This is a genomic window from Pseudomonas sp. RL_5y_Pfl2_69 (assembly GCF_963970465.1).
Classification (GTDB): domain Bacteria; phylum Pseudomonadota; class Gammaproteobacteria; order Pseudomonadales; family Pseudomonadaceae; genus Aquipseudomonas.
In genome coordinates this window covers 305,374-327,580 of record NZ_CAXAOU010000002.1, presented here as the reverse complement: position 1 = coordinate 327,580, position 22,207 = coordinate 305,374, and the positions used below count along the sequence as shown (strand labels likewise).

The following is a 22,207-nucleotide window of genomic DNA, read 5'->3' as shown; positions in this document are numbered from 1 at the left end:
CCTTCAGGGCGACGAAATACTTCGCCGCCCATCGGGTTTGACCTCTCAGTGACCTTTGCCGGAATGACCGCCCGCATGCCCTGTGCCAGAGCGTCCGCCGCTCCCGTCGTCAGTTGCATGCACGGGGGCCTTGGCGGCTTTTTCTTCCTCGGCCCGGGCTTTGGCCGCTTCCTGGCCCAACTGGTCGAGGGCTTGCAGGTTGGACTTGCGTACGCTGTCGACAAATCCGGTAAACGGCAAATCGGTGATACCGATCATGCCGAAGTGACCGTTCTCGCCATCCAGCAGGCGACCGGTTACCGGCTGGTCCAGGTACTGGAACCAGTGCACACCGACAATCGATGGCTCGGCCACGGCCTGTTTGAGGAACTTGCTGTAGGCCGGACCGCGAGCCTCTTCGTTGGCCACTTCGGTGACGCCGCCCCAGAACGGGCCGCGGTCACGGGAGCCAAAGTTGAACTCGGTGATCATCACCGGTTTGTCCAGTTCGCGCAGCTTGGCAAAGTCGTAACCGTCCTGCGGTTGCAGGGTGTAGAGGTTGAAACTCAGCACATCGCAGTACTTGGCGCAGGATGCCACGGCCTCTGGGGTGCTGACGGCGAACCGCCCGCCCAGCAGCAAGTGATTGGGGGCATGCCATTTCAGCGAGTCAGCAATGGTCTTGAAGTAGGTGTCGGCGAAGACTTTCTGGAAATATTGGTAGTCGGCTTCGATTTCCGGGTGTTCGGCGTTAGGCAAAGGCGCCTCGAAGCCCGGGTCTTCCATGAGTTCCCACGCCGGAATATCCACACCCCAGGCCTTGGACAGGCCCTGCTGGTTGCGGTACTTGTCCCGCAATTGCTTGAGGAATGCGCGCTTGGCCGGTGCGTCGGTGGTCATGCGCAGCGTGCCGAGGGCTAACGCATAACGGGATTTCGGATCATCACCCGGGCCTGCCCACGCCAGTTCGTTGTCGGCGAAATAGCCGATCAACCACGGGTCGTCGCGATGGTCACGGGCAGCAATGGCCACGGCGCGCTCGGTGGCCATTGCAAAGCGCGGGTCGAACGGGTCGGGCATGCCGCCCCACCAGTCGGTGCCGGTACTGATGCTGGTGTAGTCACCCACAATCGACAGCGGCAAGGTATACGGCACGCGATCATTGAGGCCCAACTGCGGGTCGCTCCAGTTGCCGATGGTGTTGAAACCCCAGGCTTGCAGTCGATCCAGGGTATGGGTTTGCCAGCGCTTGGCATCGAAGGCCTCAGGCGCACAAGGTATGGCGGGGGCACTACCCGGCTCGGTTTTTAGCTCGGCTTTTACCGGTGGGCAAGGTTCGCCGTAGATCCGTTGCAGGTTGGCACCGTAGAAGTTGTACCAGCGACCGGCGTTGAAGCCCCTGCCCTGAGTGGACGCATTGCCGCTGTTGTTGTCCGCGGTACCGTAATAGCTGGCCAGCGCAGCGCCGTCCTTGGGCAAGTCGGTGAACATCCACTCACGGCCTGCGACGTAGGTCTGGCTGTCGTTGGCCGTCACGGCGTTCAGGCCCAGGGAGTAAAAGGGATGACCTTCGGGGGTGATCAGGTTCCAGCGTCCGTTACGTTTCTCTGTGCGGAAAAAACCGGTCGCCTCAAACCCTGGGCCCTTGAGCCAGCCACCATATTTATCCTGGTCGGCACGTCCGGCCAGCCAGCCCTTGAGTTGTTGCTGTTCCTTGGCTGCCGCCGCCTTGAGCTGCTCGTCGTTAGCCACACGCTCCGGCCATTTGGCACGGGTCGACTGGCCGTAGCCATCGACGATCGAGCCATAAACAGCTTTGATCACGCCCTCACCGTCCTGCACCCCGAAGCGCTCCAGCAGAATGCTTTGCGCAGCAGCCGGTTGCGGGATCGACAGGCTCACCGAAACCACTTGGCTCAGATCGATGTCACCCGTGCTGGCGGCCAGCAAGATGCGCTGGCCATCGACTGTCATCGGCATTGGCGGGCCGGCTCGCATGCCCTGGCTGCGAGGCGAATTGGCCTTCAACGGCAACAGCAGGGTCTGCGCCGGGCCTGCTGGCAGTTCGACACGACTGGTCAGGGTTTGGCCGTTACTGCTCTGCACGGTCACGTCCAGGGTCAGCGCCCAGTTCATCGCGTTCTGGATGCGCAGGGTCATCATCCCCGACTGGGACCAGTCCCATACTCCGGTTTGCGGGGTCAAACGCAGGCTCGGCGCGGCGGCCGGGTTAAAGATCACGCGGCGCAGCACTTCGCCTTCCGCCGTTTGCTCCGCATTGTATTGCGGCAAGCTCGCATCCGTAGTCGCCACTTGCACCACATCGGCCGGGCGAACGAAATTGAACAGGGTTTGTTGACCGGCAGGCGCCGCCAACAGCGGGGTCGTAACCAGCAACGCAAAAACAGCAGACAGCGAACGGCGAATCATATGGATCTAGCTCTCCCAAACGGCCGAAAACGGGCCTGTGAGGTGGTGAAGGTCAAAGCATAGACAGCAAAGTCGGCAATAACGCCGACTCGCACTTAAGAAATTTCGCGCCTAAAGGGCGGCAATGCATTAAGGATGGCTTTGCCGTAGCGCTGGGTGACCAGTCGCCGGTCCAGCAAAGTGATCGTGCCGCGATCCTGTTCGGTTCGCAGCAGCCGCCCGCAAGCCTGCACCAGCTTCAGCGAAGCGTCGGGCACCGAGATCTCCATGAAGGGATTACCGCCACGGGCTTCGATCCACTCCGCCAGCGCCGCCTCGACGGGATCATCGGGCACGGAGAACGGGATTTTGGCGATGACCACGTGCTCGCAATAGGCGCCGGGCAAGTCCACACCCTCGGCAAAGCTGGCCAGGCCAAACAGTACGCTGGAATCTCCGGCGTCGACCCGGGCCTTGTGTTTATTGAGGGTTTCCTGCTTGGACAGGTTGCCCTGGATAAACACTTGCTTGCGCCAGTCCCGCTCCAGGCCGTCGAACACGTCCTGCATTTGCTTGCGCGATGAAAACAGCACCAGGGTGCCCCGCGAACCTTCGACCAGTGCCGGCAGCTCACGAATGATCGCCGCCGTGTGGGCCGTCGCGTCACGCGGATCGGCTTTAAGGTCCGGCACCCGCAATACGCCCGCATCCGCGTGATGGAAGGGGCTTGGCACCACGGCGGTAACGGCGGCTTTCGGCAGGCCTGCGCGCATGCGGAAACGATCGAACGTGCCCAGTGCCGTCAGGGTGGCCGATGTCACCAGGACGCCATAAGCCACATTCCACAGGTTGCGACGCAGCATTTCAGCGGCAAGGATGGGGCTGGCATTGACCTCGATATCAAACAGCGAACCGCTTTCAGCCAGGGTCAGCCAGCGCGCCATTGGCGGGTTGTCTTCAGGGTCTTCGACGGTAAAGGCAGTCCACAATTCCCAGTTGCCCTGAGCACGGGACAGCAAGCTGCCAAACAGTGGATACCACTCTTCAGCCTGGTTGCTGGTGATGCCGATATTGACCTCACCGTCCATGCCGTCCTTGAGGATTTCGGTCAGACGGGTGAACAGATCCGTCAGGCGCGAGAAGCCTTTTTTCAGTTCGATACCCATTTCACGCATGTGATCGGGAATCAACCCGCCGATAAAGCGGTGGCGGGGCCGCTCGCGGCCCTCTGGCTCTTCACCCACTTTAAAGTCCGCAATTTGCTCACACGCCGCGAACATGAACTGCTGCTGGGCCTTGATCTCTTTGGCCAGCTCCGGCACTTGCTCCAGCAAACGGCCCAGGTCGCCCGGCAATGGGTGCTGGGCAAGCAGTTTGGTGAGGTTTTTGGCGGTTTGCTCCAGCCAGTCGGCCGTTGAACGCAAACGGGTGTAATGGGCGAAATGGCCAATAGCCTTGTCTGGCAGGTGATGACCTTCGTCGAACACGTAGACCGTGTCTCGGGGGTCAGGCAATACAGCGCCGCCGCCCAGGGCGAGGTCAGCCAGGACCATGTCGTGGTTGGTGACAATGACGTCCACCTTGCTCATGCCTTCGCGGGCCTTGTAAAAGGCGCACTGTCCGAAGTTGGGGCAATGACGGTTGGTGCATTGACTGTGATCGGTGGTCAGGCGTGCCCAGTCCTGATCTTCCAGCGCCTGGGGCCAGCTGTCGCGGTCGCCGTCCCATTTATTGCCGGCCAGTTTTTCAATCATGCTGGTGAACAGCTTCTGGCTGGCCTCATCGACTTCGATCTTGAAGCCTTCTTCTTCGAACAGCTGCGCCGTCGCGGTTTGCGCGTGGCCCTCTTGCAGCAGCATGTCGAGTTTGGACAGGCACATGTAGCGCCCACGCCCCTTGGCCAGCGCGAAGGTAAAATTCAGCCCGCTGTTGCGCATCAGGTCCGGCAGGTCCTTGTAGACGATCTGCTCTTGCAGCGCGACGGTGGCGGTGGCGACTACCAGTCGCTTGCCTGCCGCCTTGGCCACTGGAATGGCCGCCAGGCAATAGGCCACGGTTTTACCGGTGCCGGTGCCCGCTTCTACAGCGACCACAGCCGGATCGCCACTGCGGTGGTTCTCTTCGTCGGTGTCGATATCACCCAGCACCTTGGCCACTTCAGCGATCATCAAACGCTGGCCGTAACGGGGCTTAAGGCTTTTGGATTCGAGAAAACGCGAATAAGCGCCCTGGATCTGGGTTTTGAGTTCGGTACTAATCATGATTCTTCGGGCGCAAGAAACGCTGGATAAATTTTCAGTGGTTCGAATGGCCGCTATCATACCCCGCTAATTCATCCCGCGCCGAACGGAGTACCCCAATGACCGCCTTTGCCCTCGCCTACAGCCTGCATGTATTGGCCGCCCTGATCTGGGTGGGCGGCATGTTTTTCGCCTGGATGATCCTGCGCCCGGCGGCAATCGCAGCCCTGGAAGGCCCTGCGCGGTTAAAACTGTGGGTTGAAGTGTTTCAACGTTTTTTTGTCTGGGTATGGGTCGCGGTGGTGATTTTGCCGATCAGCGGTGTCGGCCTGCTGCAGATGCGCTTCAACGGTTTTGAAACGGCTCCGCGCTACGTACAGATCATGATGGGGCTGTACATCGTGATGGTGGCGCTGTTTATCCGGATCCAGTCGCTGCAATTGCCTGAATTGCGCAAGGCCGTAGAGACCCAGGCTTGGGCAGAAGGCGCAGCGGTGATGGGCCGGATCCGGCGACTGGTGGGGTGCAACCTGCTTGTGGGCCTGGCACTGGTGGCCATTGCGGCGGCACGACCGGGTTTCTGAGTCTGACGGTTAACTTCGATGTGTGTGGGAGCAGGCTTGCTCCCACAATTTGCCTGGATTACAGCCGCTGAAGAGTCACCGCGCCCGCTGTACCCACTTCACCCGGCTGCCCGGCCAGACCGGGACGGCCCGATTTGCCGCCGTCCGTGCGGTACACGATGCAACCCTTGGATTTACCGCCTGAGCCCGGGCGTCCGGCTTCCCCGGGCTTGCCACCCGCACCACCGTCTACCCGCACGCTGATCTGCTCGCCTGGGTAGTCACGAGGCAGTTCGACCCGCACCTGCCCCCCTGCTGCACCCGGCTGGCCATCGCCACCGTTGGCGCCATTGGCACCTGAGCCCGCGGAACCCCAGGTACAACCCGGATTTTCACCGTTGCCGCCATCCAGCCCGACAAAACCCGGCGCCCCCGTACCACCACGGGCGTCGATGGACAGTTGCGGCGCTTGCAGTGACTCGATGCGCAGGCTCAGGTCCCGTGCTGGCCGTGCCGGTTTTTCGAAGGTGCCCGCGGCACCGCGGGCATTGATCTGGCTGCCTTCGCCCAGTTCGGCACGGACCACCCGCAGCTCTATGCCGCGTTCAGCCGGCACGAGGGTGATACGCGCCTCGCGGCCCAAATGCAGTTGGTCGATGTTGACCTGAGTGACACCGGCCGGAATCAATAACGTGCCGTAATCTGCAACGTCGAGTTTTTCCAGGTGCAACACGCTGGCGTTGGCGGGCAGGCGCATCAGCGAGTTGGCTTCAACCAGTACCACGTCAGCGTGGGCAAAAGGGCTGCACAGGGCAGCCAGCAAACATAACTTACGCATGACGGGGCTCTCGCTCAGCAAGGGTGTAGGCGTGGAAAATTCCAAGCACAATAATCAGCAGGCGATCACGCCAGGGATGGGGCCGGTCTTGCAGACGGGCTTTGAACAGCAGCATTTCAAGCGCGTGGGTCAGCAGCAACAGACTGCCAGCAGCGTTAATCAACACATCGAACGGGTAGATCAAGGGATCGTACAGGTTGATCAGTACCACGCCCCAAAACACCAGCGTCAATGCCTTACCCAGCCCCCAAAGCATCTTCATACATCCGCCTTCAGATTTTCTTTGGACGCACAGTACCGGCTTGCAGGAGCACGGCGCCAGATACCTTTACAAAAAGTTTCGCCGCAGAATTGACCCTGGTGATCAAACCTGCGGCGAACCTCAGTACCCGGTGCCTGCTCAGCGAACGATCAGGATCTCGGTACGTCTGTTTTGGGCCCGACCTTCAGGGGTCTGGTTACTGGCAACCGGGTTCGCCTCGCCGGCACCTGCCACAGAGACAAACTGACTGCGCGGCACGCCGCTTTCGATCAAGTACTCGACCACTGACTGCGCACGCTGCTTGGACAGTTTGAGGTTGTAGGCCTCATTACCCACGCTGTCGGTGTAGCCGGTGACCTTGAGCTGCGCATTGGCAGCGTCTTTTTTCAAGCGGGCAGCAATCACATTGAGCTTGTCCTTGTCGGACGCGGTCAGTTTGGCGGAGTTGAATTCGAAATTCACATCACGCACCACAATCGCTTCTTCCTTGACCACAACCACTTCTTGCACCACAACCACGGCCACAATCGGACAGCCCACGTCATCGACTTTCACGCCCTTGGGGGTGTCAGGGCACTTGTCGCGACTATCCAGTACACCATCGCCATCCGCATCACCATCGCCGTGAACCCAGCAGTAAGCGGCTGCCATGCCCGCGCCGAACAGGGCACCGCCCCCGGCCCAGGCTGAACTGTTTATCGCGCCCAACGCCGCCCCGCCCACACCCCCGACGGCGGCACAGGTGGGCCAATCGGTTTTTTGCAACCCGGCACAGCCCGTTAAAACACTGGTGAGAACAACCAAAGGTAACGCTGTTCTGATGAGGCTCATAAGGGGATCACTCCTGAGGGTCGGCGTCTGGCCGATGCACCGCAAAGTAAAGACCTCGGTTGGGGTATGCGCCAGCATCGTGACAGCCCCCCTAGGCCGCAAGGCTCGCGCAGGCTAGTCTTGGACGCTCTAAGTGAGGACTTTCGATGACGCTCGGTATTTCTACACGCACGCCCCAGCAAGCGCTGGCAGCACTGCTTGATCGTTATGCGCCGCAACGCTTGCTCGTGGTCGGCGCCAGCAGCTTTCCGGCACTGGCCGCTTTTCAGGCTGCGCACCCGCAGGCACTGGTCGCTCACGCAGCGCCCGGCCCACTGCCCCAGGACCTTGGCGCACAGCGCTTTGACCTCGCCCTGGTGATCGATTGCCTGGAGCACCTGCCCAAACGCACAGGTCTGGAGCTGTTGGGAGGGATTCGCAACCTCAATGCCAGCCGCATCGCCGTGCTGGCGGACCTGACGGCCTGCGACTGGAAAGAAACCGATTTTTTTGCACTCGCCCTGCAAAGCAATGAGCGCTTTCAGCGTGACGAGCAGGTACTGACTCTTTTCACTTACGATCTGCGCGAGTACAAACAAGTACCCGACTGGCTCAACGCCAGGTTTTGGGCCAACCCGGAAAATTTTGGCAAGTATTGGTGGTAACCCGATGAGTACATCCATTTGCCCCTGTGGCAGCGGCAACCTTCTGGACGCCTGCTGCGGGCACTATCACGACGGTCATCCGGCCCCAAGCGCCGAAACACTGATGCGCTCGCGTTACAGCGCCTATGTGCTGGGCCTGATCGACTATCTGGTCGCGACCACCTTGCCCGTGCAGCAGGCAGGGCTCGATCGGCTGTCCATTGCCGACTGGAGCGCGCAAAGTACCTGGCTGGGCCTGACGGTCGAAGGCAGCGAAGTGTTCGGCGGTCAGCCTGAACATGCATTTGTGACCTTTACTGCACGCTGGCATGACGCCAACGGTGAGCACAGCCACCGCGAGCGCTCGTCATTTGTACAAAGCTGTGGCCGCTGGTATTTCATCGACCCCACGGTACCGCTGAAGGTTGGGCGCAACGATGCATGCCCATGTACCAGCGGTCTTAAATTCAAAAAATGCTGTGCCGGCTTTTTCAGTCAATAGGCTGACCGGATCCTGGCACGTTGAGGGGTAAGGAATGGATGCTCGGGCTCGAATAATAAAAGCAACTGCCCTGGCGATGGTCCTGATGCTGTCGGGATGCGTCTCCTGGTTTGACTCCGCAGACAAGGACCCGGACGTACGCCTGGTCAGGGTTGAACTGGTTCAGGCCAAATTACTGGAACAACGCTTCAAGCTGCATTTCATGATCAATAACCCCAATGACTCCACACTCACCGTGCGGGGCCTGAGCTATACCGTGTACCTGGGTACGATAAAACTCACTGAAGGTGAACGTGAACACTGGTTCAGCGTGGAACCCAACAGCCAGGCAGAATTCACGATCCCTGTTCGCACCAACCTCTGGCCACAGGTGCGTCCCTTGGTCAAATTGCTCGAAATACCCGACCGGCCCATCCCCTACCGGTTTGAGGGCACACTTGAAACCGGCCTGTTCTACGGTTACGACGTGCACGTGACGCGTAAAGGCGAGATAATCCCCGGTGATTTTATTCCAGAGTGATTGAGCAATGACCCAACAACCCCACGTTCATGGCCCCGACTGCAACCACGATCATGATCATGGCCACACCCATGACCACGACAATGGTCATGTACATGGCCCGCATTGCGGCCATGCACCTCAAGAGCCAGTGCGCAACGAACTGAAAGACGTTGGCCGCAACGACCCTTGCCCGTGCGGCAGCAGCAAAAAATTCAAGAAGTGCCACGGCGCCTGATACCTCGGGGCGCTCTGCAAACGCCGCACCTGCCTTGGGCATGTGCGGCGTTTGTGTTTTTGCGTGATGAAAATTCAGACCAAGAATCCATCACCGACTTTCATCCGACGCTCTTTTGGGAGTAAAACTGACAACCCACAGCCAACGGCCACCTCTGACGGCCATTGCTTGCTGCGTGATTATTTCCTTCTGGAGCCCTTCATGATCGATCTTTATTACTGGACCACGCCCAACGGCCACAAAGTCTCGTTGTTTCTTGAAGAAGCTGGCCTGCCCTACAAGGTTCACCCGATCAACATCGGTAAAAATGAACAGTTCGCTCCGGACTTCCTGAAGATCGCCCCAAACAATCGCATCCCAGCCATTGTCGACCAGGCTCCGGCCGACGGCGGCGAACCGCTGTCGCTATTCGAGTCCGGCGCTATCTTGTTGTACCTCGCGGAAAAAACCGGTCAATTTTTGCCCAAGGATCTGCGCGGTCGGCAGATGGCCTTGCAATGGCTTTTCTGGCAAATGGGCGGCCTGGGCCCCATGGCCGGGCAAAATCATCACTTCAATCGTTTCGCACCGGAAAAAATCCCGTACGCGATGAAGCGCTACACCGATGAAACGGCCCGCCTGTACGGTGTCTTGAATAAACAGCTGGAGGGTCGGGACTTTGTGGCCGGGGCCGAGTACAGCATTGCCGACATGGCGATTTACCCGTGGATCGTGCCCCATGAGTGGCAAGGCCAGAACCTGGACGATTTCCCGGCCCTGAAGGTGTGGTTCCAGCGCATCAAGGCACGCCCGGCCACTGAACGGGCCTACGCGCTGGTAGATAAAATCAACCCGCCCAAGTAACCCGATCAGGCTTTGTATAGCCGCTGGCGCAGGCTGCAATGGACCGCGCAGCGGCTCTATGAATTTGAAGGCCCTGCGGGCCTTATCGCCGCCTGTGCCAGCGGCTACAGATAGCGCTTGCACGGTGTCATCGGCCTCACTAACGTAGCGGCTTTCGATGACACATACCCCCCGCAGGAGCTTTGCCATGGCCTCGCCAGCCCTTACTCATTTTCTACCCCGGTTCGGCGTTGCCGCGGCAGTGGTCAGCCTGCTGGGCTTGACCGGTTGCCAGATTAACAATCAGACCACTCAAAGCCTGGTGCCTACCTCTGGCATGCAGCCGCTCAAAGGGCTGGCGCAGAATGTGTCGGTTCGTCGCAACAGCCAGGGCATGCCGCTGATCGAAAGCAGCAGCTTTCATGACGCCCTGTTCACCCTGGGTTATGTGCACGCCGGTGACCGTATCAGCCAGATGGTGCACCTGCGCTTGCTGGCACAGGGTCGACTGGCCGAGCTGAACGGTGCCGACGCCCTGGAAACCGACCGGCTGATGCGCACCATCAATCTTAAAAAGAACGCTGACGAACTCTATAAGAGTGCATCCCCGCGCCTTAAGCAGTTTTTCGAGGTGTATGCCCGCGGGGTCAACGCCTATCTGTTCCGCTATCGCGACAAGCTCCCGGCCGATCTGGCGCACGCCAGCTACAAAGTCGAGTACTGGAAACCTGAAGACTCGGCGCTGATTTTCAGCCTGCTGAACTTCGGGATGTCGACCAATCTGCAAGAAGAACTCAACTCCCTGGCGCTGGCACAAAAAGTCGGCACGGACAAACTCCCGTGGCTGATGCCGACCTACCCCAACGAAGCCCTGCCCACCAGCGAAGCAGACAAGCTCAAAGGCCTTGCCCTGGGTAGCCAACTGCAAGGTTTGAGCCCCTTGACCCAGGCTCTGGAGCAGATCACCCAGCTGAGCCTGCCCGGCGTCACGGCGTCGAGTGGCTGGGCGATTGGCCCGCAACGCAGCCGCAGCGGCAAAAGCCTGCTGGCCAACGATATTCACCAGCCCATCGGCGTCCCTTCGGCGTGGAGCTACGTACAGATTCGCGCCCCGAAATATCAGGCTGCGGGCGCAACCATCGCGGGTTTGCCGACGCTGTTTGCCGGTTTCAATGGCAAAGTGGCATGGGGCATGAGCATGGCGATGGGCGATAACCAGGACGTGTTCCTGGAGAAGCTCAAGCGCCAAGGCAGCAGCCTGTACTACCTTGCTGACGGCAAATGGCTGCCGGCGACGGTGCGCAACGAAACGTTTTTCGTCAAAGGTCAGCGCCCGGTACGCGAGGTCATTTACGAAACCCGCCATGGGCCACTGCTCAACAGCGCGGTAGGCACACCCAATGCGCTGAACAGCAGCCTTGGCCTTGCCCTGCAAACCCCGGACCTGAAGGGTGACAAAACCCTGGATGCGTTCTTTGACCTGTCCCGCGCACAGAACAGCGAAAAAGCCTCGGATGCCAGCCGCGAAATACGCGCTGTGGCCCTGAATTTGTTGTACGCCGACGCCAGTCACATTGGCTGGCAGGTGACCGGTCTCTATCCGAACCGACGCGAGGGCCTTGGCCTGTTCCCGTCACCGGGCTGGGACGGCCGCTACGACTGGGAGGGTTACGCCGACCCGATGCTGCACCCCTACGACCAGGACCCGGCCCAGGGCTGGCTGGGTACGGCCAACCAGCGAACTGCCGCCTATGGCTACGGTATGCAACTGTCCAACTCGTGGCTGTCACCTGAACGCAGTGAGCGCCTTGCGCAACTGGCAGGCAGCGGCAAACAGGACGCTCGCAGCATGATCGCGATGCAATACGACCAAACCACGCTGTTCGCGGCCAAGCTGAAGACCATGCTGACCGCCCCCGGGATGGCGCTGCCACTCAAGCAGGCGATCGCAGGGTTGCCCGCGACCGATCAGGCCAAGGCCCGCGAAGCCCTCGGCCGACTGATGGCCTTTGACGGCAAACTCAGCCCGACTTCGGCCGATGCGGCGCTGTATGAACTGTTTTTGCAGGAAAGTACCCGCCAGCTCTTCCTTGATGAATTGGGGCCAGAGAGCAGCGCCAGCTGGAAGGCATTCATTGCCAACAGCAACCTGTCCTACTCGGCGGTGGCAGACCACTTGCTGGGCCGCGAAGACAGCCCCTTCTGGGACGATATTCGGACCCCGCAAAAAGAAGACAAGCCGGCCATTCTGGCCCGCACCCTGGTGGGCGCCATTAACGCCGGTGACAGCCTGATGGGCAGCGACCGCAGGGCATGGCAGTGGGGCAAGCTGCATCAATATCTGTGGCGCAACGCCAATGGCCAGACGGTTCGCGGGCCGGTCATGGCAGGGGGCGATCACACCACGCTCAACACCGCGGCCTACAGCGTCGCCGGATCAAACTTCGACGTTACGCTGATCCCTGCCATGCGCATGATCGTCGACTTCGGGCAAATCGAACCGATGATGGGGCAAAACAGTACGGGCCAATCCAGTAACCCGGCCAGTGCGCACTACACGGATGGCATAGACCCGTGGCTAAAGGGCCAGTACCTCGGCTTCCCCATGCAACCGCAGAACTTCGACAAAACCTACGGTAAAACCCGCCTTACCCTGGTCCCGGGCAAGTAATTGCTGCGAAGCGGCCCTCTCCTGCACACCACTGGAGAGGGCTTATGCTTGATGGCACAGGCGCAAAAATAATCTGTAGGCCAGCGGGAATGTGCTTGGATTGAATTGACGGGGCACAACGCTACTGCCTGGCCTTCTCACCCGGTCTACAAGGACGTCACCATGCAGCGACATCAAATTCATCCATTGCTGGCACCTGTTCCGGGCACTGAACGGCATATCCACAGTTTTCATTACGGCCCCGCCCACCCTCGGGGCAAGATCTATATCCAGGCCTCGCTGCATGCTGATGAACTGCCCGGCATGCTGGTTGCCTGGCACCTCAAGCAGCGCCTGGCTGAACTGGAAGCAGCAGGACGATTGCGCAGTGAAATCGTGCTGGTACCGATGGCCAATCCGGCCGGTCTGGACCAAGTGCTGATGGATATCCCGCTGGGCCGTTACGAGCTGCAAAGCGGGCAGAACTTCAACCGCAACTTCCTCGATCTCAGTGAGCAAATCGGTGACGAGCTTGAAGGTCAGTTAACCAATGACCCTGCACATAACCTGCAGTTGATTCGTTGTCACTTGCGCACGTCGCTGGCGGCTCAGGTGCCAACAACGCAGTTGCACTCGCAACGCCTGATTCTGCAGACCCTGGCCTGCGATGCCGATGTGGTGCTGGATCTGCACTGCGACTATGAGGCGGTGCCCCACCTTTACACCACGCCAGAGGCCTGGTTGCAGTTCGAACCGCTGGCCCGTTATCTCGGCGCTCAAGCCAGCTTGCTGGCGACAGACTCCGGCGGACTCTCGTTCGACGAGTGCTTCACCCTGCTGTGGTGGCAGCTACAGAAGCGTTTCGAGCACTGCTTCGCGATTCCGCAGGGCAGCATCTCCGTGACCCTGGAGTTGCGCGGCCTGGGTGACGTCAGCCACGCGCATGCAGAGCACGACTGTCAGGCACTGATTGACTACATGATCGATTTTGGCGCGATTGACGGCGAACCCGGGCCTTTGCCGCCCCTGCTCTACCCCGCAACCCCCTTGGGCGGTGTGGAGCCCGTGGCGACACCTGTGGGCGGCTTGCTGGTATTCAGTGCCAAGCCAGGCGACTACTTGAGCGCTGGACAGTTGATTGCCGAAATCATTGACCCGATCAGCGACCGGCTCACACCGGTCTACTGCACCCACCCGGGGTTGCTCTACGCCCGTTCACTTCGGCGAATGGCCACTGCAGGTATGGTGATAGCCCACGTGGCGGGCCGCGACACTTACCGCAGCGGCTATCTGCTTTCGCCTTGAGCCGACCGGTTCAGGGCAAGTCAATATTCACGCAATCGGGGCAGGCGGTGGCTCGTCAGGCAGCGTTGGCACGCCCGGTTCGGGTTCGATCGGCTGCGGGGAATCGGGATCAGGCTGGCCGGGGATGCCACCTGCATGCAACTGGGGGAAGGCAAGCAGAGACCACGCCAGCACTCCTACCTGATTAGGCTCAAGGTTTGCCAATTGGGCGCGGATACTCGGATCAATCTTCATGAGGCACTCCTGAGCGATGATCCGGCTCGCTGGATGCGTAACCGGAAATACACTCAATAGAGTGCTTTATCGCTCAAGAATTCCCTCTGTTCGTCAGGTGCGTGGCAAGGTCACGCCGCGCTGGCCCTGATATTTGCCGCCACGGTCCTTGTACGACACTTCGCACTCTTCATCGGACTCGAAGAACAGCATTTGTGCCACGCCTTCGTTGGCGTAGATCTTGGCAGGCAATGTCGTGGTGTTCGAAAACTCCAGCGTTACGTGGCCTTCCCACTCAGGCTCAAGCGGCGTCACGTTAACGATGATGCCGCAACGAGCGTAGGTGCTTTTACCCAGGCAGATGGTCAGCACGTTGCGCGGGATACGGAAGTATTCAACCGTGCGTGCAAGAGCGAAGGAGTTGGGCGGAATGATGCAGACGTCGCTGGTGACATCAACAAAGCTGCCCGCGTCGAAGTTCTTCGGATCAACGGTCGCCGAGTTGATATTGGTGAACACTTTGAATTCGTTTGCACAACGAACGTCGTAGCCGTAGCTCGATACGCCGTAGGAAATCAGACGGTTCTCGCCTTCTTCACGCACCTGACGCTCGACGAAAGGTTCGATCATGCCGTGCTCTTGCGCCATGCGGCGAATCCACTTGTCTGGTTTGATGCTCATGGCGGGTGTCCTGAATAGCGAGGTAGAAAATTCTGTCGGGCATCTTACCGCCCCCTAGGGCCCGGTTCAAAAGTCTGGGGCAAAAATATCGAAAATAGCTGTAGATGCCGTGAATACAGGCTGTGAGGGCAACCGTCAGTCACGTTTTTAGAGAAACCTTCGCAAAGACCCTTTGCACGTTCGGAAAAAAGCGTTAAGGTGGCGCCACTGTGCTGCTTGTGTCACTGAGAATCTCTACACGATATGTTGAATTTCGATCCAACCATCTCCAAGAATTTTTCCTGCTCTTTGCACTCAGTCTCGGCCAGGGCTTTTCCTGCGTCGCAGTTATCTTTGTTCAAGGAGTTACACCATGTCTAATCGCCAAACTGGTACCGTTAAGTGGTTCAACGATGAAAAAGGCTTCGGCTTCATCACTCCACAATCCGGTGACGACCTGTTTGTTCACTTCAAAGCAATCCAATCCGACGGCTTCAAAAGCCTGAAAGAAGGCCAACAGGTTTCTTTCATCGCTACCCGCGGTCAGAAAGGCATGCAAGCTGAGGAAGTTCAAGTTATCTAACTTGTACTGATCCAGTAAAAAACCCCGCCCTTAAAAGCGGGGTTTTTTTATGCCTGCAATAAACCCGGGCACGATTTTGTAGCCGCTGACGAGGCACGAGGCGGCGATGGGCTGCGTAGCGGCCCCCATTTTTGAAGGCCCTGCGGGCTTTATCGCAGCCTCGTACCTCGTCAGCGACTACAGGTATTGCGTCGCAATTCAGTCGTCAGTGGTAGTAATGGTCGGCATGGCTTGCGAAGCCGCTTCATGCAGAACAATCCGCGCCCCTACCTGGCGAGCCAATTCCTGATAGATCAACGCAATCGGGCTATTGGGGTCTGCAACCGCTGTTGGCTTGCCGTTATCGGCCTGCTCGCGAATTTCCATCGCCAGCGGCAACGAGGCCAATACCTCAACGCCGTATTGCGTCGCCAGCTTCTCGCCACCGCCCTCGCCAAACAGATGCTCTGCATGACCACAGTTCGAGCAAATGTGGACCGCCATGTTCTCCACCACGCCCAGCACCGGAATGTTCACCTTGCGGAACATCTCGACACCCTTGCGTGCATCCAGCAAAGCCAGGTCCTGCGGAGTAGTCACGATCACCGAACCAGTCACAGGGACTTTTTGCGCCAGCGTCAGCTGGATATCGCCTGTACCCGGCGGCATATCAATGACCAGGTAATCGAGGTCATTCCAGGCCGTTTGCGTCACCAGCTGCAACAGCGCACCCGACACCATCGGGCCGCGCCAGACCATCGGCGTGTTGTCGTCAGTCAAAAAGGCCATCGACATCACTTCAACACCGTGAGCCTCAATGGGCACAAACCACTTCTGATCACGGATCTTTGGCCGAGTACCTTCGGCAATGCCGAACATGACCCCCTGGCTCGGACCATAGATATCCGCATCCAGAATCCCAACCCGCGCACCTTCTCGCGCAAACGCCAGAGCCAGATTGGCAGCGGTCGTGGATTTGCCCACACCGCCTTTACCGGAAGCCACTGCCACAATGTTCTTCACATTGGCCAGACCCGGGATTTGCGCCTGCGCCTTGTGCGCCGAAATCACACAGTTGATCTCGACCTTGGCCGAGGTAACGCCATCCATATTCTCGATAGCCGTTTGCAACACTTGCGCCCAACCGCTCTTGAACAGGCCAGCGGCATAGCCCAGCTCAAGCTGAACACTGACGCGCTCGCCCTGAATCTCGATGGTACGAATGCATCCGGCACTGACCGGGTCCTGATTCAAATAAGGGTCGGTGTATTGGCGAAGGACGGCCTCCACCGCTGCGCGATTGACTGCGCTCATGGGCAACTCCCGTAAAGACTGAGTAAAACAGGTCGCTATCGTACCTGTAATAGACCAACGGAAGCAGGCTTTCGAAACAGTCAAAATCAGCGTAAACGATCAGATACACCGCCACGGGGTGAAATATATCGCTCGGCGCTTTATAGTGGCCGACCACCGTCTCATCAAGTAGCCGAGCCCCATGTCCGAGCCACGCAAGATCCTCGTCACCAGCGCCCTGCCCTATGCCAATGGTTCAATTCACCTTGGCCATATGCTTGAGTACATCCAGACCGATATGTGGGTGCGCTTCCAGAAACTTCGCGGCAATCAATGCACTTATGTCTGCGCAGACGACGCCCACGGCTCGGCCATCATGTTGCGCGCCGAGAAAGAAGGCATCACCCCCGAGCAACTGATCGCCAACGTCCAGGCTGAACACAGCGCCGACTTTGCCGAATTCCTCGTCGACTTCGATAATTTCCATTCGACCCACGCCGAAGAAAACCGTGAGCTGTCGAGTGCGATCTACATCAAGCTGCGCGAAGCCGGGCATATCGCTACCCGTTCGATCACCCAGTACTTCGACCCGGAAAAGAAAATGTTCCTGGCCGATCGCTTCATCAAGGGCACATGCCCTAAATGCGGCACGGATGATCAGTACGGCGACAACTGCGAAAAGTGCGGCGCAACCTATGCACCCACCGATCTGAAAAACCCGAAATCGGCAATCTCTGGCGCCACTCCGGTGCTCAAGGACTCCGAACACTTTTTCTTCAAGCTGCCCGACTTCGATGCCATGCTCAAAAGCTGGACCCGTAGCGGCGCCCTGCAAGATGCAGTAGCCAACAAGATCGCCGAATGGCTGGATGCCGGCCTGCAACAGTGGGATATCTCCCGCGATGCGCCGTACTTCGGTTTCGAGATCCCGGACGCCCCAGGCAAATACTTCTACGTATGGCTCGATGCGCCAATCGGCTACATGGCCAGCTTCAAGAACCTCTGCGCACGCCGTCCTGAACTGGATTTCGATGCGTACTGGGCCAAGGATTCCACCGCCGAGCTGTACCACTTCATCGGCAAGGACATTGTCAATTTCCACGCCCTGTTCTGGCCAGCAATGCTCGAAGGCGCAGGCTATCGCAAGCCAACCGCCATCAACGTTCACGGTTACCTGACCGTCAACGGCCAGAAAATGTCCAAATCCCGCGGCACCTTTATCAAGGCCCGCACCTATCTGGACCACCTGGCACCGGAATACCTGCGTTACTACTACGCCTCCAAACTGGGCCGCGGCGTCGATGACCTGGACCTGAACCTGGAAGACTTCGTTCAGAAGGTCAACTCCGACCTGGTCGGCAAAGTGGTCAACATTGCCAGCCGTTGCGCAGGCTTCATTCACAAGGGCAACGCCGGGGTAATGGTCGAGGGCAATGCTGCCCCCGAACTGACCGAAGCGTTCCTGGCCGCCGCACCCAGCATTGCCGAAGCATATGAAGCCCGCGACTTTGCGCGCGCCATGCGTGAAATCATGGCGCTGGCTGACCGCGCCAACGCCTGGATTGCCGACAAGGCACCGTGGGCAATGGCCAAGGTCGAAGGCAAGCAAGATGAAGTTCAGGCTGTGTGTGCCCTGGGCATCAACCTGTTCCGCCAACTGATCATCTTCCTCAAGCCGGTATTGCCCGTGCTCGCAGCCGATGCCGAGGCGTTCCTGAACGTTGAGCCTTTGATCTGGAACGATCACAACGTGTTGCTGGCCAATCATCAGCTTAACGCCTTCAAGCCGCTGATGACCCGCATCGATCCGGTCAAGGTTCAAGCCATGACAGATGCCTCGAAAGAAGACTTGATTGCAAGCCAGACCGACACCGGCAGCGCTGCCCCGCAGGGCAACGGCGAACTGGTCAAGGAACCACTGGCCGCAGAGATCGAGTTTGATACCTTCGCCGCAGTGGACTTGCGCGTGGCGCTGATCCTCAAGGCTGAAGCCGTTGAAGGCGCCGACAAACTGCTGCGCCTGACGCTGGATATTGGTGACGAGCAACGCAACGTGTTCTCGGGGATCAAAAGTGCGTACCCGAATCCGGCCGAGCTCGAAGGTCGTCTGACCATGATGATTGCCAACCTCAAGCCACGCAAAATGCGCTTCGGCATGTCCGAAGGCATGGTGATGGCTGCCGGCCCTGGCGGGGAAGAAATTTACCTGCTGAGCCCGGATAGCGGCGCAAAACCAGGTCAACGCATCAAGTAACACCGCCCCCCCTCGCAGCGTCTGGTGGCCAGCAGGCCACCAGACGCTGATCATCAGTAGCCGCCCTCTCCGTCATGTCGGATAATCAGCCGCATTCGCTTGAGCCGACCGACCTTGATCGCACGCCCTTATTTTTTCTGCGCATGTTGAGTGTCGCCCAGATGCGACCCGCTGTAGCTGGACTGATCACACCATGAGCCTGATTCAACGTATTGATGCTTTATTACCGCAAACTCAATGCGGCAAGTGCGGCCATCCCGGCTGCAAACCTTATGCGCAAGGCATTGCCCAAGGCGAGGCAATCAACAAGTGCCCCCCTGGTGGAACCGAAGCCATTGCCGCACTGGCCCACTTGCTCAGCATTCCGGTGCTGCAACTGGATACCGATCGCGGTGAGGCCCCACCGCAAGTGGCCTACATTCGCGAAGCAGAATGTATCGGTTGCACCAAGTGCATTCAGGCCTGCCCGATTGACGCCATACTGGGCGCGGCCAAACTCATGCACACCGTCATTGTCGACGAATGCACCGGCTGTGACCTCTGTGTAGCCCCTTGCCCGGTAGACTGCATAGAAATGCGCCCCCTGCCTGCAAATGTAATCCCGATTGTCGGTGGCCTCACTCACGACTCAGTGCAACTCAACGTCCGCAACCAAAAGCGTGACCATGCTCGCGGACGCTATGAAGTGCGTGACGAGCGTCTGCGCCGCGAAGAGCAACACAGACAGGCTGAGCGCCTCGCGCGGGCCCAGCGCCCACCGGCAGTGACTGCCAGTGGCACACGCCCGGATAGCCCGGGGGCAGAACTGTCCAGCCTCAATGACGCAGCGCTTAAAAAAGCCAAGGTCACACTCGCCATGGCACGCGCCCAACTGAACAAGTCGCTCAAGGCGTTCGGGCACCCTCCAACGGCACAACAGCAATCCCAGCTTGTCACCCTGCAGCAACAGTTTGAATCTGCCGAACACGCACTGGCACAACTGGAGCCTGCTGCCGAGGTGTCAGTGACTGCGCCCGCTGCAAATACCGCAGAACTCAAACGCGCAAAAATCCAGCTGGCCATGCGCCGCGCCGAACTTAAAAAGGCCATAACCCAAGAGCAATCCACCGCGCAGTTGAACCTTTTATCCGAGGCTGTCACTCAGGCAGAGTTAACACTCAATGCGCTGGAGCCGGCCAAGGCCTGATAGATTTCCCCACCACAAGCAAGCGCCTCTTCGTTTAACGGACAGCTATCCAGGAAGTGTTTTACCCATGAACGCCGCAAAGCGCCTTGAAATATTCCGCCGATTTCACGAAGACAATCCTGAGCCAAAAACCGAGCTGGCCTATTCATCTCCTTTCGAACTCCTGATTGCGGTGATTCTGTCCGCCCAGGCCACTGATGTGAGCGTGAACAAGGCGATGGCCAAACTGTTTCCAGTCGCCAACACACCAGAAGCCATCTACGCTCTCGGAGTAGAAGGACTGTCGCAGTACATAAAGACCATTGGCCTGTATAACAGCAAGGCCAAAAACGTGATTGAGACCTGCCGTTTATTGATTGAACGCCATGGCAGCCAGGTTCCGCAGACGCGAGAAGAGCTTGAAGCGCTTCCTGGGGTGGGTAGAAAAACGGCAAATGTAGTGCTCAACACCGCCTTCAGGCAGCTGACCATGGCCGTAGACACCCATATTTTCAGGGTCAGCAACAGAACCGGGATTGCGCCGGGTAAAAACGTGGTCGAGGTCGAAAAGAACTTGATGAAGCACGTGCCCAAACCGTATTTGCTGGACGCCCACCACTGGCTCATTTTGCATGGGCGCTATGTGTGTCAGGCACGCAAGCCTCGGTGTGGAAGCTGCCGCATAGAGGATCTGTGCGAATTCAAGCAAAAAACCTCTGATGATTGAGTAATAGATATTTTATGGGCTGATCGATTGAGAAAATCTTTTTTACCCGAGCGGCGATTATCGCTATAAGGGGCGCCATTGACTGTCTTGGCCTGGAGTGAACTGAATGAGCACTGGCAAAGAAGAACTGGAAGTAGAAGAAGATTTTGCAGTCGTCGATCCAGACGATGCAGTGGAGCCTGTCGTCGAGGTGGCAAAAACCAACTTGGCCAAACGCCGTACCATTGACGCGCTTCTGGAAGAAAAACGGCTCAGAAAAGAGCTCGAAGATTATGGATACGATCTTTAATTTCCATCACGCAATATCAAAAGCCTCCTTAGCGGAGGCTTTTCTTGGGAGGGCTTTGGGTGTCACGTCCCTATTCCCTCCCCCTCACACCAAGCCATTGCGCTGGGCCAGTTCGATCAAATCTACCAGCGAGCGGGCATTAAGCTTCAAGAGAAGTCGGGTTTTATAGGTACTCACCGTTTTGTTGCTAAGGAACATGCCATCGGCTATTTCCTTGTTGCTTTTCCCCCGTGCCAGCTGCTGCAGCACCATCATCTCCCGACCCGAAAGGCGATTGACCATATCAGCCTCACTCGCATTGCCCAGGCTTGAACGCACTGAGTGCAGCGCCTGATTAGGGAAATAGCTATAACCCGACAGCACAGCCTTGATTGCACTCAACAGCTCGGTCAAGTCCTGTTGCTTGCAAACATAACCCGCTGCACCTGCCTGCATGCAGCGCATGGAAAAATGACCGGGAGCTTGCGAGGTCAGTACCAGCACCTTGATAAGCACTGCTGGTGTGGACAGCCGCGCAATAACTTCAAGCCCGTCAAGTTTAGGTATTCCTATATCCAGAATCACAATGTCTGGCGCGTGTTCACGCGCAAGTTGCAAAGCATCCACACCATTGTCCGTCTCTGCGATGACTTCATAGCCATGTCGTTCCATGAGCATACGCACAGCAAGACGAATTACAGGATGATCATCCACGATCAGCACTTTATTCATGGGCAATTCCAATTTATCGCTGTTCGAATTTTTAGAACCAGCACCATAGCCTAGTCATAACAAACTGGGCATAGCGCCCCCTCACGCATCCGCATCCAAAGACATTTCCTACAATTATTGAAGATTTAACCTACAGAAATAGCCTTCAAACTTTAAACATTCACTCAATACAATCCAAGCAAACGCAGATGCACACACACCACCAGTAACACCCACTGACTCATTAAAGGCACATACACATTTAATATTAGCAGCACCTTTGCACAGCCAACATTCTTCAGTTAAATCCAAAATTTAAACTCAGCGTTGGTAAAGCCCGACCCACATTCAACCATCATCCAAACCAATCACAACAACACATCCTCCTTCACGCAAAAAAACCATAAAACACAATAATCCAACCCACTAAACACTCACCCGGTGGAATCTACTATTGTTTTCAGGAGAAAATATCAGAAATCTGTACTTACAGAATAGGACTACAGATCATTCAGAAACCACCCAAATATGAATCCATATCAAAAGAATACTAAGCCCTGCCTGCCCTCCAAAAAGACACACAACAAAAAAAC

Annotated in this window: 22 protein-coding genes; 13 read left to right on the top strand and 9 right to left on the bottom strand. The window is 57.9% G+C overall.

Annotation, left to right across the window (positions count from 1 at the left end; all coding sequences use genetic code 11):
• Window positions 1-45: 45 nt before the first annotated feature.
• Window positions 46-2,409, bottom strand: a complete 2,364-nt coding sequence (locus AACY07_RS04775; protein ID WP_339473674.1) for a beta-galactosidase — start codon at window positions 2,407-2,409, stop codon at window positions 46-48.
• A 95-nt stretch (window positions 2,410-2,504) separates the two neighbouring features.
• Complete coding sequence (gene dinG / locus AACY07_RS04770) at window positions 2,505-4,649, bottom strand: ATP-dependent DNA helicase DinG (RefSeq protein WP_339473672.1); 2,145 nt, start codon at window positions 4,647-4,649, stop codon at window positions 2,505-2,507.
• 98 nt (window positions 4,650-4,747) lie between these two features.
• On the opposite strand from dinG, the gene AACY07_RS04765 reads away from it, so the two are divergent.
• Window positions 4,748-5,212 (top strand): CopD family protein, encoded by a 465-nt coding sequence (locus AACY07_RS04765; protein WP_133075867.1) that lies wholly within the window; start codon window positions 4,748-4,750, stop codon window positions 5,210-5,212.
• 58 nt (window positions 5,213-5,270) lie between these two features.
• On the opposite strand, the gene AACY07_RS04760 is transcribed toward AACY07_RS04765, so the two are convergent.
• The 3 genes from AACY07_RS04760 to AACY07_RS04750 form a co-directional block, all read right to left on the bottom strand.
• Window positions 5,271-6,029 carry a collagen-like protein gene (locus tag AACY07_RS04760; RefSeq protein ID WP_339473670.1) on the bottom strand — a complete coding sequence of 253 codons (759 nt, stop codon included), beginning with the start codon at window positions 6,027-6,029 and terminating at the stop codon, window positions 5,271-5,273.
• Window positions 6,022-6,291 carry a DUF1145 domain-containing protein gene (locus tag AACY07_RS04755; RefSeq protein ID WP_133075869.1) on the bottom strand — a complete coding sequence of 90 codons (270 nt, stop codon included), beginning with the start codon at window positions 6,289-6,291 and terminating at the stop codon, window positions 6,022-6,024. The genes AACY07_RS04760 and AACY07_RS04755 overlap by 8 nt, the downstream gene beginning before the upstream one ends.
• Before the next feature lie 138 nt (window positions 6,292-6,429).
• On the bottom strand, window positions 6,430-7,122 hold the full coding sequence (locus AACY07_RS04750) for an OmpA family protein (protein ID WP_339473668.1): 693 nt from the start codon (window positions 7,120-7,122) through the stop codon (window positions 6,430-6,432).
• 146 nt (window positions 7,123-7,268) lie between these two features.
• Between AACY07_RS04750 and AACY07_RS04745 the strand changes: the two genes are divergently transcribed.
• The 7 genes from AACY07_RS04745 to AACY07_RS04715 all read left to right on the top strand — a co-directional run bounded on the left by AACY07_RS04745 (window position 7,269) and on the right by AACY07_RS04715 (window position 13,761).
• Complete coding sequence (locus AACY07_RS04745) at window positions 7,269-7,766, top strand: DUF6231 family protein (protein ID WP_326425464.1); 498 nt, start codon at window positions 7,269-7,271, stop codon at window positions 7,764-7,766.
• A 4-nt stretch (window positions 7,767-7,770) separates the two neighbouring features.
• Complete coding sequence (locus AACY07_RS04740; RefSeq protein WP_326398391.1) at window positions 7,771-8,247, top strand: YchJ family protein; 477 nt, start codon at window positions 7,771-7,773, stop codon at window positions 8,245-8,247.
• A gap of 34 nt (window positions 8,248-8,281) precedes the next feature.
• On the top strand, window positions 8,282-8,767 hold the full coding sequence (locus AACY07_RS04735) for an LEA type 2 family protein (protein WP_339473665.1): 486 nt from the start codon (window positions 8,282-8,284) through the stop codon (window positions 8,765-8,767).
• A 7-nt stretch (window positions 8,768-8,774) separates the two neighbouring features.
• On the top strand, window positions 8,775-8,984 hold the full coding sequence (locus AACY07_RS04730; protein WP_019823514.1) for an SEC-C metal-binding domain-containing protein: 210 nt from the start codon (window positions 8,775-8,777) through the stop codon (window positions 8,982-8,984).
• 201 nt (window positions 8,985-9,185) lie between these two features.
• Window positions 9,186-9,827 carry a glutathione binding-like protein gene (locus AACY07_RS04725; RefSeq protein WP_133075874.1) on the top strand — a complete coding sequence of 214 codons (642 nt, stop codon included), beginning with the start codon at window positions 9,186-9,188 and terminating at the stop codon, window positions 9,825-9,827.
• 187 nt (window positions 9,828-10,014) lie between these two features.
• The gene (locus AACY07_RS04720; RefSeq protein WP_339473662.1) at window positions 10,015-12,477 is read left to right on the top strand and encodes a penicillin acylase family protein; all 2,463 of its coding nucleotides are present in this window, start codon (window positions 10,015-10,017) and stop codon (window positions 12,475-12,477) included.
• Between the two features lie 162 nt (window positions 12,478-12,639).
• A complete protein-coding gene (locus AACY07_RS04715; RefSeq protein ID WP_339473660.1) occupies window positions 12,640-13,761 on the top strand; it encodes a succinylglutamate desuccinylase/aspartoacylase family protein in 1,122 nt (373 codons plus the stop codon).
• A 27-nt stretch (window positions 13,762-13,788) separates the two neighbouring features.
• Here the strand turns inward: AACY07_RS04715 and AACY07_RS04710 are convergent, their stop codons facing one another.
• Window positions 13,789-13,995: a hypothetical protein gene (locus tag AACY07_RS04710; protein ID WP_133075877.1), complete on the bottom strand. Its 207-nt coding sequence runs from the start codon at window positions 13,993-13,995 to the stop codon at window positions 13,789-13,791.
• A 93-nt stretch (window positions 13,996-14,088) separates the two neighbouring features.
• The gene (gene dcd / locus AACY07_RS04705) at window positions 14,089-14,655 is read right to left on the bottom strand and encodes a dCTP deaminase (protein ID WP_016779707.1); all 567 of its coding nucleotides are present in this window, start codon (window positions 14,653-14,655) and stop codon (window positions 14,089-14,091) included.
• A 352-nt stretch (window positions 14,656-15,007) separates the two neighbouring features.
• Between dcd and AACY07_RS04700 the strand changes: the two genes are divergently transcribed.
• Window positions 15,008-15,217, top strand: coding sequence for a cold-shock protein (locus AACY07_RS04700; RefSeq protein ID WP_002554837.1), 210 nt, complete (start codon window positions 15,008-15,010; stop codon window positions 15,215-15,217).
• A gap of 198 nt (window positions 15,218-15,415) precedes the next feature.
• On the opposite strand, the gene apbC is transcribed toward AACY07_RS04700, so the two are convergent.
• Window positions 15,416-16,510, bottom strand: a complete 1,095-nt coding sequence (gene apbC / locus AACY07_RS04695) for an iron-sulfur cluster carrier protein ApbC (RefSeq protein ID WP_339473657.1) — start codon at window positions 16,508-16,510, stop codon at window positions 15,416-15,418.
• Window positions 16,511-16,691: 181 nt separating this feature from the next.
• Between apbC and metG the strand changes: the two genes are divergently transcribed.
• From metG to AACY07_RS04675, 4 genes are all read left to right on the top strand, one after another.
• Window positions 16,692-18,743 (top strand): methionine--tRNA ligase, encoded by a 2,052-nt coding sequence (gene metG, locus AACY07_RS04690; protein WP_133075879.1) that lies wholly within the window; start codon window positions 16,692-16,694, stop codon window positions 18,741-18,743.
• A 193-nt stretch (window positions 18,744-18,936) separates the two neighbouring features.
• On the top strand, window positions 18,937-19,929 hold the full coding sequence (gene rsxB / locus AACY07_RS04685; RefSeq protein WP_339473655.1) for an electron transport complex subunit RsxB: 993 nt from the start codon (window positions 18,937-18,939) through the stop codon (window positions 19,927-19,929).
• A gap of 67 nt (window positions 19,930-19,996) precedes the next feature.
• Entirely contained in the window at window positions 19,997-20,635 is a 639-nt protein-coding gene (nth, locus tag AACY07_RS04680) for an endonuclease III (protein ID WP_133075881.1), read from the top strand.
• A gap of 106 nt (window positions 20,636-20,741) precedes the next feature.
• Window positions 20,742-20,924, top strand: a complete 183-nt coding sequence (locus tag AACY07_RS04675; RefSeq protein ID WP_133075882.1) for a PA3496 family putative envelope integrity protein — start codon at window positions 20,742-20,744, stop codon at window positions 20,922-20,924.
• 84 nt (window positions 20,925-21,008) lie between these two features.
• On the opposite strand, the gene AACY07_RS04670 is transcribed toward AACY07_RS04675, so the two are convergent.
• Window positions 21,009-21,635 (bottom strand): response regulator transcription factor, encoded by a 627-nt coding sequence (locus tag AACY07_RS04670; RefSeq protein WP_219260806.1) that lies wholly within the window; start codon window positions 21,633-21,635, stop codon window positions 21,009-21,011.
• Window positions 21,636-22,207 lie beyond the last annotated feature (572 nt).